Source organism: Meiothermus cerbereus (assembly GCF_051297115.1).
Lineage (GTDB): Bacteria > Deinococcota > Deinococci > Deinococcales > Thermaceae > Meiothermus > Meiothermus cerbereus_A.
Genome location: NZ_JBEVAL010000008.1, coordinates 1 through 15,789 on the forward strand (window position 1 = coordinate 1; position 15,789 = coordinate 15,789).

Here is a 15,789-nt window from a genome sequence, read left to right on the forward strand (position 1 = left end):
GGGGGTGGCGGGGTTCGGGTGGATTCCTGAAGAATGACTATCTATCTAAGGTTGGTATGAAAAGATTGCGGGCTTTGGTCTCCTGCCCCGTTTGCAACAAAGTTTCAATGAGGCCCACATAGGCTTCCTCGCGCCAGGGGTCGAGGGTAAGGATGCGATGGTAGGCCTCGATGGCTTCGCGGGGCTGCCCCAAGGCCAGGGCAATTTCGGCCACCCGGAACCAGGCCCCCACCACCCGCTCGCGCAGGTAGCTGCGCTCGAGCTCGGCCCAGTCGGCATAGGGCTCATCGGCCAAAAAATCGCCCTTGTAGAGAGCCAGGGCCTGGCGATACAGCTCGAGGGCCGCCGCTCCCTCCTGGCACTCAGCCTGCCGCAACAGCGCTTCGAAATGCTCCACGTCCAAAAAATAGGGAACCTGGGGAGCGAAGCGGTAGCCCTCCCCTTCCCGCAGCACCACCTGGGGCTGGCTGGGGTCAGGCTCCAGGGCTTGGCGCAGGTCGTGCACCAGCACGTGCAGCCGCCCCTGGGTTTGCTCGGGGTCTTCGCTGGGCCAAAGGTGCTCACAAAGTTCGTCTTTGGAAAGGGTCTGGCCGCGGTAGGCCAGCAGCAGCTTCAGAAGGGTCTGGGCCTGGCGACGACCAAAGGCCTTGGGAGGCAGGGTCTCGCCAGCCTGGCGCACCTGCAACCCGCCCAGGGTATACAGCTCCAGCCAGGAGGTTTCTTTGGCCTCCGCTTCAGGCCAAAGCAGTTCAGCACCCAGGCGCTCGAGCCACTGCAAGGCCGCCACCGCCTGGCCGGGGGGCTGGGGCAGACGGGCAAAGTAAAACTGCTGCACCCCCACCACCTGCGCCCCCGACCAAAGCGGCAGGCAGTAGCGGGGTCGCCCCTCCTGGGTGTGGGGGCAAGGCTCGAGGCCCATCCGCACCCCCTGCGCCCGACCCTGCCAGACCCCACACTGAGCCAGGTATGGGCAGGCCGATGCGGGCCGCCCCTGGGTCAGGCTGTACCCATCCTTCAGCACCAGCCGCACCCCCGAAGCCCCGCTGAGCATCGCAGCCTGGCTGAGGAGCACCTCGAGCCCCTCAGTTTTGGCCCCCCGGTGCAGGGCCTGGGCAATGGCGCGCAGGCCATTCTCGCCCAACCGGGTAAGCACCATGTACAGCGAGGCCGCCAGCACCGGCCCCACCAGGTTGAGCGCCTGCAAGAGGGCCTGGTCGTCCACGTCGGGGTCACGGCTGGCCAGATTCAGCACCCCAATCAAACCCTGGGGGAGCTCGAGGGGGTAGCAAACATAGGTTTTGTACCCTAGTTTTTTGACCTTTTGACGCAAGTAGCGGGCGTCCGAAGCCAGGTCGTGGGTCACCAGGGGATGGTGACCCAAGGCCACTAGACCGGGGTAGCCCTCGCCCCAGGCAAACCAGGGCTTCTCCATAAAGGCTTCGCGGTGAACGCCGTCGTAGGCGGTGAGTATTAGGTAGTGGGCCTGTGGATCGGCCAAAAAAAGCTCGGCGGCCTCCATACCCAGTCCCTTACGCAGGACAGCTAAAAAAACCTGCAAGGTCTGAAAAAATCGTCCCGGTTCAGCAGTTAGCCTGCGGGTAGCCCAGGCCAGCGAGGTCAGCAGATCACCCGCCTGGCATTCTGCATTGGCTTTGAGTTCAATCCGAAAACCGTTGTGGGCGTAACCCTGGCACAAAAGCCGCCGACCGTGCCAGGTTAGGGGCGTGTTGGCCTGATAGGCCCCATAGCGAATCTCCCGCTGCACCGGACAGCGCGCACATAACGGGCGCCCAAAGCTGTCGGTACCCTGCACCACCTCCGCGCAGGTTTTCCCCAATACGTGTTCACTCGAAAGCTGAAAGAAATCAGCCGCATCCGTACCCCAGACGACTATTCGCCCATCTGAGTCCAACTGCCAACGAACCGGGTTCAAAGCTCTTCCCCCAACGCTTAAGCACTAGACTAGAAGGTTCGAGTGGTGCAAATGTCCCAAACCTGTAAGCGGTTTGTAAGCCCCTTGGCCCAGGCTAAGGGTGTATGGCCCAAGAACCCATCCAGCGCAACCTGCCCCCACCCAAGTCGCCGGTGTATCTGGTGCTTTTGTGGCGGGGCGAGGCGGGCCACTGGGAGGGCCGAATCAAGGACGCCAAGACTGGAACCGAACATCCCTTCTCCGCCATCGAGGAGCTCTTGTCTTGGCTGGAAAATCACACCCAAAGGAGGCTGGCATGAAACAACTACTGGTGGTCGTGGCCGCCCTGCTTGGCCTGGCTGTCGCTGCCGATGGAGCGCAGTTGTATAGCCAGAACTGCGCAGGCTGCCACGGCGCAAACGGACAGGGCATACCTGGGGCTTTCCCCCCCTTGGTGGATAACCCGCGCATGCAGGACGAGGCCTATGTGGTCAAGGTAATTCGCGAGGGCCTCAGCGGGCCCCTGGAAGTAGGCGGACAAAGCTACAACACCGTGATGCCCCCTATGCCGCAAATTTCCGAAGCGGACGCAAAGGCAATCGCTGTGTACGTAAGGGCACTGGGCGAAAGCAAAACCGCTACCTCAGCACCCTCCACCAACCCAGCGCCTACTCCAAAAGCACCCTCCGATCCTGCACTTGCCGCTAAAGGCAAAGCGCTGTTCTTAGGCCAAGAGCAGTTTAAGAATGGTGGCGCTCCCTGTATGGCCTGTCACACCGCGGGCAACTTTGGCCCCATGGGTGGAGGTAGCCTGGGCAGTGATCTTACCGACCTGCACGTGCGCCTGGGTGACGCAGGAATTCAGGGGGTGCTGACCAATATTGCCTTCCCGGTGATGCGCGAAAGTTACAAAGGGCATCCGCTAACACCAGAGGAAATTACGGCCCTCACTGCTTTCTTTGCAGAGACCGCAGGAAAGCCGGGCAATACGGCCTCTATGGACGCGGCCCGGATGCTTTTTGCCGGGCTGGTAGGGCTGCTGGTTCTGTTTGGGGCAATGTACCTCTACTGGAACAACCGCCGCCTGGGCCTGGCCGAACGCATTCGTAGGAGGAACACATGAGCGACTGGATCAAAGAAATCGAAGCCCCCACCGAACGCAAGTGGGAGGAGTTTTACCGCAATCGCTTTCAACACGACAAACGGGTACGCACCACCCACGGGGTCAACTGCACCGGCAGTTGTAGCTGGGAAGTGTTTGTAAAAGACGGCATCGTGACCTGGGAGCTGCAGGCCACCGACTACCCCGCCATAGACCCCAATCTACCCGACATTACGCCCAGAGGCTGCCAGCGCGGGGTGAGCTACTCGTGGTATCTGTATAGCCCCATTCGGGTCAAGTATCCCTATGCGCGCGGAGCCCTGATCGACCTGTGGCGCGAGGCGCGCGAAAAACACAGCGACCCGGTAGCAGCCTGGAGGAGCCTGGTAAACGACCCCGAAAAGCGCAAGCGCTGGCAGCGGGCGCGGGGCAAGGGCGGCTTCCGGCGTTTTAGCTGGGACGAGGCCCTGGAGATCATCGCCGCCTCGCTGGTACATACCATCCAGCAACACGGCCCCGACCGGATTATCGGCTTTAGCCCCATTCCTGCCATGTCGCAGATCAGCTATGCCGCGGGCTCACGCTTCCTCAGCTTGATTGGGGGCGTACCGATGAGTTTCTACGACTGGTACTGCGACCTGCCCAACGCTTCTCCCGAAATCTGGGGCGAGCAGACCGACGTGCACGAGGCCGCTGACTGGTACAACGCCCGCTTTATTGCGGTAGTGGGCTCCAACCTCAATATGACCCGTACCCCCGACACCCACTACATTGCCGAGGGGCGCTACGCCGGGGCCAAATTTACGGTTTTTGCGCCGGACTTTAACCAGGTCGCCAAATATGCCGACTGGTGGCTACCAATTAACCCCGGCCAGGACGGAGCCTTCTGGATGGCAGTAAACCACGTCATCCTCAAGGAGTTCTACCTCCTTAAGCAGGTTCCGTACTTCGTGGACTACCTCAAGCGCTACACCGACAGCCCCATGCTGGTCGAGATCAAAGATGGCAGGCCGGGGCGCTATGTGCGGGCAAACCAGCTCGCTGCCTATGCCGATGAGGAAAACGGCGACTGGAAGTTGCTGGTCTGGGACGAGAAGTCGGGCGCACCCAGAATGCCTGGCGGCACCATCGGCTTCCGCTGGCAGAGCCAGAAGGGCAAGTGGAACCTAGAACTCAAAGATGCCAAGACCGGCGAAGAAATTGACCCGTTGTTGAGCTTCCGCGACAGCTCGGACGGGGTGGAGTTGCTCGAGTTCGACGACTTCGGCACAGACCAAAAGATTCGGCGCGGGGTTCCGGTTAAGAAGCTGACCACCAAGAGCGGCCAGCAGGTTACCGTTACCACCGTCTTCGATCTGCTAATGGCCCAGTTTGGGGTGGATCGTGGATTGGGTGGGGATTATCCCAAGAGCTACGACGAGGTGGGGGCCTACACCCCGGCCTGGCAGGAGCAGTACACCGGTATCCACCGCGATACCCTGGTGCGCTATGCCCGCGAGTGGGCCGAGAACGGCGAGAAGACCAGGGGCAAAAACCTGATCATCATCGGGGCGGGGGCCAACCACTGGTACCACAACAACCTGCTCTACCGCTCAGGCATCGTGGCCTTGATGCTCACCGGGGCGGTGGGAGTCAACGGGGGCGGTCTGGCGCACTACGTGGGTCAGGAAAAGCTGGCCAACCAGGCCAGTTGGGGGCCCATCGCCTTCGCGGGGGACTGGGGCTACCCGGCCCGGCAGCAGAACACCCCCAGCTTCCACTACGTCCACTCCGATCAGTGGCGCTACGAGCGCGGCTACAAAGACTACGACAAGACCGTCGGGAAAAATGGCGACCATACCATTGACCACCAGGCCCGGGCGGTGCGTAAGGGCTGGCTGCCCTTCTTCCCCCAGTTCAACAAGTCGAGCCTCGAGGTCGTCGCAGAAGCTCAAAAGGCCGGAGCCAAAACCGAGCAGGAAATCGTCGCTTACGTGGTTCAGCAGCTCAAGGAGGGACGCTTAGAGTTCGCCATAGACGACCCCGATGCCCCCTCCAACTGGCCTCGGGTCTGGTTTATCTGGCGCGGCAACGCCATCGGCACCTCCGCCAAGGGGCACGAGTTCTTCCTCAAGCACTACCTGGGCACGCACACCAACGCGGTGGCCCAGGAACAGGCCAGCGGGCACGTGAACGAGGTCAAGTATCGCCGCGAAGCCCCCCAGGGCAAGCTCGATCTGGTGGTGGACTTAAACTTCCGCATGGACACCAGCGCGCTGTATTCCGACATCGTGCTACCCACGGCCTCCTGGTACGAAAAGGAAGACCTCAACACCACCGACCTGCACACCTACATCAACCCCATGCAGGCCGCCGTACCCCCTTTGTGGGAAAGCAAAAGCGACTGGGACATCTATAAGGCCATCGCCCAGCGTTTCAGTGAGCTCGCCCAGGAACACCTGGCCCAACCGGTCAAAGATATCGTGATGATTCCGCTCCAACACGACACTGTGGATGAGCTGGCCCAGCCCGACGACCGCGACTGGAAGAAGGGCGAAGTGGAGCCCATCCCCGGCAAGACCATGCCCAAGTTCCGGGTAGTCGAGCGGCAGTACCCGCTGGTCTACGAAAAGATGGTCAGCCTGGGCGACGGTATCGAGAAAAACGGCGTGGGCATGCACGGTCTGACCATTCCGGCAGGTGACTTCTACAACGACCTACGCAAGCGGCAGGGTCGCAAGCTGAATGGGAGCGTGTATCCGAGCCTCGAGGACGCCAAACAGGTCGCAGAGGCCATACTCTACCTTGACCCGGTTTCCAACGGGGAGCTGGCCTACCGGGCCTTCAAGGACGAGGAGAAAAAATCCGGGATACAGCTCACCGACCTAGCCGAGCCCAACCGCGATGTGCGCATCAGCTTCGCGGATATTGTGGCCCAGCCCCGCCGCCAGCTCACCACCCCTACCTGGAGCGCCATCATCAACCAGGGCCGTCCCTACAGTCCCTATACCCTGAACGTAGAGCGTTTGATTCCCTGGCGCACCCTCTCCGGGCGGCAACACTTTTACCTCGACCACCCGAACTACCTGGACTGGGGCGAGCACCTGCCCACCTACAAGCCACGCCCCGATCACTCGATGCTGCTGGAAACCGAGGTGACCAGGGCCGAAGCCCAGGGCAAGCTGCTCAACTACATCACCCCCCACGGCAAGTGGAGCATCCACTCGACATACTCGGACAACCACCGCATGATGACCCTCTCCCGTGGCGGCTACCCCATCTGGCTCAATGACAAGGACGCTAAGGAGATGGGCATCCGTGACAACGACTGGGTAGAGCTGTTCAACGACAACGGGGTCTTTGTGCAACGCTGCATCGTTTCGGCCCGCATCCCCAGAGGCACGGTCTTTGTGTATCACGCCACCGAGCGCACCCTTTCGGTACCCAAGTCGCCGCTGCGGGGCAAGCGCGCCGGCATGAACAACTCCATCACCCGGGCCCGCCTCAAGCCGGTGCTGATGTCGGGCGGCTACGCCCAGTTCACCTACGCCTTCAACTACTGGGGGCCCGTAGGGGTCAACCGCGACACCTTCGTTTACGTCCGGCGTATCGAGGAACCGCAGTGGTAACCAACGGCTTGCTAATAGCGGATGGCCGATAGCCCATTGCTAGAAACAAAAACAGCTATCAGCTATAGGCTATCAGCAAACTTCCAAGGAGATAACCATGAACGTACGCGCACACGTTTCCATGACCTTCCACCTCGATAAGTGCATCGGGTGCCATACCTGCTCAGTGGCCTGCAAAAACCTCTGGACCGACCGCAAGGGCACCGAGTACATGTGGTGGAACAACGTCGAGACCCGGCCCGGTACGGGCTATCCTACCGGCTGGGAAGATCAGGAACGCTTCAAGGGCGGCTGGGACAAGAAAAATGGGCAGCTCGAGCTCAAACTGCACTCCCGCGCCCGTGGCCTGGCCAACCTGTTCTACAACCCGGCCCTGCCTGAAATTGACGACTACTACGAGCCCTTTACCTTCGATTATCAACACCTGTTCAACGCCCCCGCAGGCGACGACCAGCCCGTGGCCCGCCCTATCTCGATGATCACCGGCGAGCCCATGAACCTCGCCGCAGGCCCCAACTGGGACGATGATCTGGGCGGTTCCAACCTCTACGCCAAGAACGACCCCAACTGGGCGGGCGTAGCCCCCGAAGTGCAGGCTCAGATGGCCGAGATCGAGCGGGTGGCCTTCAACTACCTGCCCCGCATCTGCAACCACTGCTTGAACCCAGCCTGCGTGGCCGCCTGTCCCTCCGGGGCCATCTACAAACGGGCCGAGGACGGGGTGGTGCTGGTCAACGAGAACAAGTGCAAGGGCTGGCGCATGTGCGTGGCAGCCTGCCCCTACAAAAAGGTTTATTACAACTGGGCCACCGGCAAGAGCGAGAAGTGCATCCTGTGCTTCCCTCGCCTCGAGACCGGCCAGGCCCCGGCCTGCTTCCACTCCTGCGTGGGGCGCATCCGCTACCTGGGGGTGATTCTCTACGACGCCGACAAGATTGCCACCGCCGCCAATTCCGAAACCAAGGATCTGGTGAAGGCACAACTGGATGCCATCCTGGATCCCTTCAACCCCGAGGTCATAGCCGCAGCGAAGGCAAACGGGCTGGGTGACGACTGGATTAAAGCCGCGCAGGCTTCGCCGGTATACAAGTTTGTGAAGGTCTGGAAGCTGGCCCTGCCACTACACCCCGAGTACCGCACCATGGCCATGCTCTTCTACATCCCTCCGCTCTCACCCATCGTGAGCACCATCGAGGAGGGCCTGATCAAGCTCGAGCTCCCCCCCGAAAAGGTAGACTTCGAGCTGTTCAACCACCTGGAAAAAGCCCGCCTGCCCCTGGAATACCTGGCCAACCTCTTCGCCGCAGGAAACGTGGAGGTGGTTAAGCCCATCCTACGCAAGCTGCTGGCCGTGCGTATCTACAAGCGCCGCCAGAGCGTGGAGGGCCACATCGACGAAGTCACCCTGCGGCTGGTAGAGGCTGCCGGTACGACCCCTGAGGAGATTGAGGCCATCTACCAGCTCACCACCAAGCCCACCCTGCAGGAGCGCTTTGTGGTACCACCTTATCACCGCGAGATGGCTGTAGAAGTTTGGAACGACCCCCTGGCCCACAAGGGCGAAACCGGCGTAGGCTTCATCGAGCTGCCTGTGCGAGGAGACTAGCATGAAAGCCCTACTGCAAACCCTGGCCCTTGCCTACCAGTATCCCAAACCGGGTTCCACCAAGGCCCTGTGGGATGAGCTACAGGATCTACCCAGATCCAGGGCCAAAAACCTGCTCGAGCGCTTCCTAAAGGCTATCTCCGAGCTCAAGCTGGCCGAACGGGAGGAGCTGTACACCCGCACCCTCGAGCTCACCCCGCTCACCGCGCCCTACGTCGGCTATGCCGTATATGGCGAAGATTACCGGCGCGGGCGCTTCATGGCCGAACTCAATGCGGAGTACGCGGCGTTGGGCATCGAAACCGCAGGCGAGATTCCCGACCACCTCATACCCATACTGCGTTACCTGGCTGTAGCAACGGAGCCCCTGCCCGAACTGCTGCAACTGCTCGAGCCGGCCTTACATCAGATGATGCACACCCTCAAGACCCTGGAGCCTAAAAACCCTTACCTGCTGCTGCTGGAAGCCACTCGGGAAGCCATCCAACCTATCTCTAAAGGAGTTCCGGCAAGCCCGACGCAGGCTTTGCCAGTGGCGATGGGTTCGCTCTTCAGCAACCTGCCTTTCTTCAAAGGAGGGCGCGAATGAACTGGAACGTACTCCTGTTTCAAGTCTTTCCCTATGTGGCCCTAGCGCTCCTGGTTATCGTCAGCATCCAGCGCATGCGCAGCAAACCCTTTAGCGTGAGCAGCCTCTCGAGCCAGATACTCGAGCGCAAGCTACTCTTTTTCGGCTCTATTCCTTTTCACTGGGGCATCCTGGTTATTCTACTGGGACATCTGCTAGCCATACTGGTGCCCCAGGGCCTCCTGTGGTGGAATGCGGTGCCCATACGGCTTTTCTTGCTCGAGATTACCGGTCTCGCGCTGGCTTTGTGGACACTGGGGGGCCTGCTGGTTCTGCTCTACCGCCGCCTGTCAAATCGGCGCATCCTGGTCGTCACCCACCCCACCGATGTGATGGTGCTGTTGTTGTTGCTGGTCTCGGTGGTCACGGGTATCCTTACCGCCTTGCTGTACCGCTACGGCTCTTTCTGGTTTCCTTCGGTCTTTACACCCTACCTCTGGTCCATCTTTACCCTGCGCCCGCGCCCCGAGCTGGTAGCCGATCTCCCCTTCTGGATTCAACTGCACGTTTTCAGCTTCTGGGTCTTATTGGCGCTATTTCCCTTCACCCGTCTGATTCACATCATCACCGTACCGCTGGGCTACTTGTGGCGGCCCTGGCAGCTGGTGATCTGGGTACGCAAACACCGCCGCGCTCCAGAACCCTTCGCTACCCGCTCGGCTGCCCAGCCTCAAGCCACAACAAGCGAAAAAGGAGGTGCCTATGGTTCAGACTAGCTCCCCTCCGAACACTTCCGAGCGCAAACAACGCTTGCAAGTGCTCACCCTCTCGACGCTGGGTTTTACCCTGATGTTTGCGGTCTGGCTGATGTTTGGGGTGCTCGGCATCCCCATCCGCAAGGAGTTTGGCCTGACCGACGTACAACTGAGCTGGCTATCGGCAGTGGCCATTCTGAACGGCTCCATCTGGCGGCTCATGACCGGCATCCTGGCCGACCGCTACGGGGGCAAGGTGGTCTTTACCGCCATGCTGCTCTTCACGGCCATCCCGGCATATCTGGTATCCCAGGCCAGCAGCTTTGAGGTGCTGCTCTTCTACGCCTTCCTGGTAGGGTTTGCTGGCAATGCTTTTAGCGTGGGCATCGCCTGGAACGCAGCCTGGTTTCCCAGGGAGCAGCAGGGATTTGCCCTGGGCATGTTCGGGGCCGGCAACGTAGGGGCCAGCGTAACCAAGTTCATCGGCCCGGCCATCATCGCCTCGGTGCCGGCAGCGGGCTACCTGGGCGGGCTGATTCCGGGCGGTTGGCGCTTTGTACCCTTCCTATACGCAGTTCTGTTGGTCTTGATGGCCATCGCCATGTGGGTCTTCACGCCCCGCATAGACCGCAAGCCCGCACAGGGCCGACCCTTCCTGGAGATGCTGCGTCCCCTCAACAACATCCGGGTTTGGCGCTTTAGCCTGTACTATGTCGTGGTCTTTGGGGCCTATGTGGCCCTTTCGGCCTGGCTCCCCAAATATTACGTGGACGTGTTCGGCCTGCCCCTCTACCAGGCCGCCCTACTCACGGCCCTGTTCATCTTCCCGGCCAGCCTGCTGCGCCCGGTGGGAGGCTACTTCTCCGACCGCTACGGAGCCCGGCGCGTGATGTACTGGACCTTTGGATCCATGCTCTTTGCGACCTGGCTTTTGTCCATGCCAGACGGCCACATCGTGCTGTACCTGCCAAGCCGCATTGAGCCCAACGGTATGCGCGAGGTCATGCACTACACCATGACAGTCTGGCCCTTCACCCTGCTGGTCTTCATTGTGGGTATCGCCATGGGCATCGGCAAGGCCGCCGTATACAAACACATCCCCGAGTACTTCCCCAAAGATGTAGGGGCGGTAGGGGGACTGGTCGGTATGCTTGGCGCATTGGGTGGCTTCTTCTTACCCCCGCTCTTCGCTTACGCGCAGGCCTGGACCGGGCTACCCCAGATGACCTTCGTGGTGCTGTTCATCCTCACGGCCATCAGCACCATCTGGATGCACCTCACGGTCATCGCCATGCTCAACCGGGCTGCACCGCACCTTAAGGGCAAGATTGAACACCACCCCGAGGGGCATTGAGGTCATCTATGCTGCCCAAACCCATCCACATCCTGCTGCAAAGCCATAACGAGGGCGCCATCTTCCCGCCCTTCGAACGCCCTGCGCTGGCTGTGGTGACCTGCACGGACTTTCCTCGCTTACTGGAAAAACCAACCCTCGTGCTGTGTAAGAATGCCAACCCCGAACCCACAGAGCCCTACCTGGCCTTTTCGGTAGCCCGTAGGGGCATCGAAACCATCGCCCTGATTGGGCACGCCGACTGCCCCATGCAGTATCCCTACCCCTATGCGCTAAACCAACTGCCCACCAACGAACGCCATATCCAGCGGCACCACACCCGAATTGCCACCCCGACCATAGGTGAGGCAGAGCGCTTCACTCGGCGACAAGCCTTCAAACCAACCACACGCCTGGGGCTTCGGGTTATGCCCCATCTATACCGAGAAAAAGACCAGCGCTTAATCGCTTTGAATGCCCATCCTGTAGAGCACACATCTGCCCAGGTGGGCCTCGAGAGGAACCCATGAACCCTTCCAAACCCCTTCCCACCACCTGGCTTACCCGATGGGAGCCCGAAGACCCCCAGTTTTGGGAGTCCCAGGGTAAAGCCCTGGCCTGGCGAACCCTCTGGATTACCACCTTCAATCTGATCCTGGCCTTTATCACCTGGTTTGTGGTAAGCGCCCTGGTCGTTCGCCTGCCCAATGTGGGCTTTCAGCTCAGCACCTCCCAGCTTTTCTGGCTGGCAGCTATGCCCGGACTGGCCGGGGGCACCCTGCGCATCATCTGGACCTTTCTACCACCCATGCTGGGAACCCGCCACCTGGTCACCTTTTCCACGCTACTGCTGCTGATACCCTTGCTGGGTTGGGCCTGGGCGGTACAAAACACCGCCACCCCGTTCTGGGTTCTGATGCTGCTGGCTTTTCTGGCCGGGATTGGCGGGGGTAATTTCTCGGGCTTTATGCCCAGTACCAGCTATTTCTTCCCCAAAAAGCTGCAAGGCACGGCCCTGGCCATCCAGGCCGGGGTGGGCAACTTTGGGGTTTCGGTGGTGCAGTTTATAACCCCTTGGATTATCGGCTTTGCCCTGCTGGGCTCACTGCTGGGCGACCCCCAGACCTTCACCAAAGGTGAGGTGAGCAAGCCCATCTGGCTACAAAACGCCACCCTGATGTATGTACCGCTGGTACTGCTGGGAGCCACACTGGCCTGGTTCTGGCTGAAAAGCGTGCCGGTACGGGCCAACTTCCGCGAGCAGTTCGACATCTTCAGCAACAAGCATACCTGGATCATGACCAGCCTATACATCATGACCTTCGGCTCCTTCTCGGGGTTTTCGGCCACCTTTCCCCTGCTCATCCGCACCGTGTACGGCAAGTTTGAAGGGGCCCCAGATCCTCTGGCCTATGCCTTCCTGGGGCCGCTGGTCGGCTCACTTATCCGGATCGTCATGGGTCCCCTAACCGACCGCTATGGCGGTGCCATCTGGACACAAGTCAGCGGTATTGGCTTGTTTTTCTCTGTCCTGGGCGTAAGTTTCTTTTTGCGCCCATCCTCTTTGGAGCAGTTCCCTTGGTTTGTACTCTTTATGCTGCTGACATTCTTCTTTGCAGGAATCGGCAACGCCAGTACCTTCAAACAGATGCCTATGATTTTCGAGCCGCGCAGAGCAGGCGGTGTGATTGGCTGGACTGCCGCCATCGGCGCTTATGGCCCTTTTGTGTTTTCTTCACTAATTGGAGCAGTGATCGCCTCTACTGGCTCGGCCAACGGATTTTTCTATGGGGTAGCTGTGTTCTATGCCCTCAATGTTGGGCTTAACTGGTATTACTACGCTCGCAAAAACGCGGAAAAGCCCTGCTAGAGCGGTCTTCGGAGAGAATGGTATAATCCCAATCATAAAAAGGCTGTCTCTGGCTTATTTAGCGAAGAACGCGATAGGTTGTAGCTGATTCGGAGTTACCACAGCCGCCAACACCGGATGCCAAACGCGGTATCCGGTGTTTGGTTTTTGCATTTTGATTGCTCGGCATCAATACCCTCAAATCCCGACAAAGATACTTGATTTATTGGTTGCTGCTTGCTAGCGTTGAGGGCGCGGTTGCCCCGCTGATGCCCCCGGGCAATTTTCAACTGTTCTGCTTTTGACACGCCTTTTCTGAACCTGGCTCCGATGTTTTCTAGTCTGACCCGACCCATCCCCAAACCCCTGCTGGCTGTGGCCTGGCTGGTGGGTTCAGCGGTGGTGTTGCCGATGCTGTACCTGGTGCTGCGGGCCGCCGAAGCCGAGCCCCACCAGCTCGCCGAGATTGTGCTACGGGAGCGCAACCTGCAACTGCTGGGCAACACCCTGGCGCTATTGGTGGGGGTGATCGCCCTTACGACGGCGCTGGCCCTCCCGCTGGCCTGGATTACCAGCCGTACCAACCTGCGGGGCAAGCGCTTTTGGACGGTTTTGCTGGTGTTGCCGCTGGCAGTGCCGGGGTATGTGGGGGTGTTTGGCTTCTTTGGGGCCACCGGGGCCAGCGGCTGGCTGGAAAGCTTGCTGGGCTTTCCCTGGCCCCGGCCCACGGGCTACCTGGGGGCCTTAGGGGTGCTGACCCTTTTTACCTACCCGTACCTGTTTTTGAACCTGCGGGCCGCACTCTTGGGGCTGGATGCGGGCCTCGAGGAGTCCGCCCGTAGCCTGGGCTATAGGGGCCTCGAGGTCTTCTGGCGGGTGGTGCTGCCCCAGCTTCGGCCCGCCCTATATGCTGGCTGGCTTCTCATCGGGCTGCATGTGCTGGGCGACTTTGGGGTGGTAAGTCTGGTGCGCTTCGAAACCTTCAGCTACGCCATCTATCTGCAATACTCGGCCTCCTTCGACCGAATATATGCCGCCTGGCTCTCGCTGATGCTCATTGGGCTTACCGGTAGTCTGCTCTGGCTCGAGGCCCGCCTGCTCAAGAACCTCTCCCTGAGCCGGGTAGGGCTTGGTAGCGCAAGGCGACCCCAGCCGGTCAGGCTGGGGGCCTGGCTATTGCCCGCAATAGCCCTGATGGGGGTTCCTATTATGGGGGCTCTGGTGGTGCCGCTTACCTCCATTGTGTACTGGCTGGCACAGTACCCCGGCAGCTATGTAAATAGCTTGGGCAGCATCCTGGAAGCCTTGCAAAACTCGGTTCAGGCCGCTGCTCCCGCAGCCATGCTGGCCACCTGTTTGGCCCTGCCCCTGGCCTACCTGGGGGTGCGCTACCCCAGCAGGCTCTCGAGGCTTCTGGAGCGCACCGCCTACATCGGCTACGCCACACCCCCGCTGGCCTTTGCCCTGGCCCTAATATTCTTCAGTCTGCGCGGGGTGCCCTTCCTTTACCAGACCCTGGCCCTGCTAATTCTGGCCTATGCGCTGCACTTCCTGGCCGAAGCCGTCGGCCCCATCCGCAGCGCGCTCTACCAGGCCCCACCCCGGCTCGAGGAAGCCGCCCGCAGCCTGGGCTATAAACCGCTACAGGCCTTCCTGAAAGCCACCTTCCCCCTGCTCAGGCGAGGCATGCTGGCCAGCACAGCCCTGGTGTTTTTATCGGCGGTAAAGGAACTTCCCCTCACCTTCTTGCTGGCTCCGGTGGGGTATTCTACGCTTTCGACACGCATCTGGGGCTACACCTCGGAAGCCATGTTTGCCGAAGCAGCCCCCTATGCTCTCCTGATCGTGCTATTCTCGGCTGGATTGGTGGGCCTTTTGCTCTCCCAGGAACGACGATGAAGACCCAAAGCGCCGAACGCCCCCCCATCGAGGCCCCGGCCCGTGCCCCTATCCTGCAGGTACAGGGCCTGACCAAACGCTTCCACCCCGACTTCCCTCCTGTAGTACAGGCGGTGAGTTTTACGGTGGATCAAGGCGAGGTATTTGCCCTCCTGGGGCCCTCGGGCTGCGGAAAAACCACCACCCTGCGTCTGATTGCCGGCTTTGAGCAACCCGACAGCGGTCAGATCTGGTTGGACGGGCAGGAAATCACCCACCAACCCCCAGAGCAGCGCGGTATCGGCTTTGTTTTCCAGGACTATGCGCTGTTTCCCCATCTGAGCGTGTTTGAGAACGTGGCCTTCGGTCTGCGCCGCCTGCGGGGAAAAGAGCGGCAGGCGCGTGTGATGGAGGTGCTGGGCCTGGTTGGTCTTACCGTCTTCAAAGACCGCAAGCCTGGCGAGCTTTCGGGGGGGCAGCAGCAGCGGGTGGCCCTGGCCCGTGCCATTGCCCCCGGCCCCAAGCTGGTGCTGCTTGATGAGCCCTTTAGTAGCCTGGACGCCGCCCTGCGCCAGTCCACCCGCGACGAGGTGCGGACGCTGCTAAAGCAGTCAGGCATAGGGGCCATTCTGGTCACCCACGACCAGGAAGAAGCCCTCTCCTTTGCCGACCGGCTGGCCGTGATGCGGAGCGGGCAGCTCGAGCAAGTTGGCACCCCAGAGGAGGTTTATCATCGCCCCCGCACCCCCTTTGTGGCCCAGTTTCTGGGCCGCACCAACCTGATTCCCGGCGAAGCCCGGGGCCTCGAGGCCGAAACACCCCTGGGGCGCATTATGCTCTTTGAGGAGGCCCACGGCGCAGTGCTGCTCTCCTTGCGCCCCGAAGGTCTCAGCCTGGCCGTCCCCTTAGGACACCTGGGCATAGCCGGAAAGCAGATCGAAGGTACTGTGCTTACCCGCGAGTTTAAAGGCCACGACATGACCTACCGCATCCAGCTTGGCAACCGCGAGCTAATCGTGCAGGAAAGCCCGGAAAGCCCCTTTTATCCGGGTGACAAGGTGCGGGTGCTGGTGCGGGCCAAAGCGGTGGTGGTGGGGCGGGGCAGGTAACCCCCAGCCGAAGCATGCTGTCTGTTATGGGGGACGATCCCTTTCAGGACTCGCTGGCGCTCGTGCACC

General features: G+C 60.7%; 12 protein-coding genes. 11 read left to right on the forward strand and 1 reads right to left on the reverse strand.

Going from position 1 to position 15,789, the window contains the following annotated elements:
- Positions 1-37: 37 nt before the first annotated feature.
- The gene (locus ABWU19_RS02920) at positions 38-1,813 is read right to left on the reverse strand and encodes a BTAD domain-containing putative transcriptional regulator (protein WP_435900275.1); all 1,776 of its coding nucleotides are present in this window, start codon (positions 1,811-1,813) and stop codon (positions 38-40) included.
- Between the two features lie 224 nt (positions 1,814-2,037).
- On the opposite strand from ABWU19_RS02920, the gene ABWU19_RS02925 reads away from it, so the two are divergent.
- The 11 genes from ABWU19_RS02925 (at position 2,038) to ABWU19_RS02975 (ending at position 15,720) form a co-directional block, all read left to right on the forward strand.
- Positions 2,038-2,232, forward strand: a complete 195-nt coding sequence (locus ABWU19_RS02925) for a hypothetical protein (RefSeq protein ID WP_435900276.1) — start codon at positions 2,038-2,040, stop codon at positions 2,230-2,232.
- Positions 2,229-3,035, forward strand: coding sequence for a c-type cytochrome (locus tag ABWU19_RS02930; RefSeq protein ID WP_435900277.1), 807 nt, complete (start codon positions 2,229-2,231; stop codon positions 3,033-3,035). Before ABWU19_RS02925 ends, ABWU19_RS02930 begins: the two co-directional genes overlap by 4 nt.
- Positions 3,032-6,622: a nitrate reductase subunit alpha gene (locus ABWU19_RS02935; protein ID WP_435900278.1), complete on the forward strand. Its 3,591-nt coding sequence runs from the start codon at positions 3,032-3,034 to the stop codon at positions 6,620-6,622. Before ABWU19_RS02930 ends, ABWU19_RS02935 begins: the two co-directional genes overlap by 4 nt.
- A gap of 97 nt (positions 6,623-6,719) precedes the next feature.
- Positions 6,720-8,228, forward strand: a complete 1,509-nt coding sequence (gene narH, locus ABWU19_RS02940) for a nitrate reductase subunit beta (RefSeq protein WP_435900279.1) — start codon at positions 6,720-6,722, stop codon at positions 8,226-8,228.
- Position 8,229: 1 nt separating this feature from the next.
- Positions 8,230-8,817, forward strand: coding sequence for a molecular chaperone TorD family protein (locus ABWU19_RS02945; RefSeq protein ID WP_435900280.1), 588 nt, complete (start codon positions 8,230-8,232; stop codon positions 8,815-8,817).
- Positions 8,814-9,572 carry a respiratory nitrate reductase subunit gamma gene (gene narI, locus ABWU19_RS02950; RefSeq protein WP_435900281.1) on the forward strand — a complete coding sequence of 253 codons (759 nt, stop codon included), beginning with the start codon at positions 8,814-8,816 and terminating at the stop codon, positions 9,570-9,572. The genes ABWU19_RS02945 and narI overlap by 4 nt, the downstream gene beginning before the upstream one ends.
- Positions 9,559-10,905, forward strand: a complete 1,347-nt coding sequence (locus tag ABWU19_RS02955; RefSeq protein ID WP_435900282.1) for an MFS transporter — start codon at positions 9,559-9,561, stop codon at positions 10,903-10,905. Before narI ends, ABWU19_RS02955 begins: the two co-directional genes overlap by 14 nt.
- 8 nt (positions 10,906-10,913) lie before the next feature.
- Positions 10,914-11,414: a carbonic anhydrase gene (locus ABWU19_RS02960; protein WP_435900283.1), complete on the forward strand. Its 501-nt coding sequence runs from the start codon at positions 10,914-10,916 to the stop codon at positions 11,412-11,414.
- Positions 11,411-12,754, forward strand: coding sequence for an MFS transporter (locus ABWU19_RS02965; RefSeq protein ID WP_435900284.1), 1,344 nt, complete (start codon positions 11,411-11,413; stop codon positions 12,752-12,754). The genes ABWU19_RS02960 and ABWU19_RS02965 overlap by 4 nt, the downstream gene beginning before the upstream one ends.
- 309 nt (positions 12,755-13,063) lie before the next feature.
- On the forward strand, positions 13,064-14,632 hold the full coding sequence (locus ABWU19_RS02970) for an ABC transporter permease (RefSeq protein WP_435900285.1): 1,569 nt from the start codon (positions 13,064-13,066) through the stop codon (positions 14,630-14,632).
- Entirely contained in the window at positions 14,629-15,720 is a 1,092-nt protein-coding gene (locus ABWU19_RS02975; protein WP_435900286.1) for an ABC transporter ATP-binding protein, read from the forward strand. The genes ABWU19_RS02970 and ABWU19_RS02975 overlap by 4 nt, the downstream gene beginning before the upstream one ends.
- Positions 15,721-15,789: the final 69 nt, after the last annotated feature.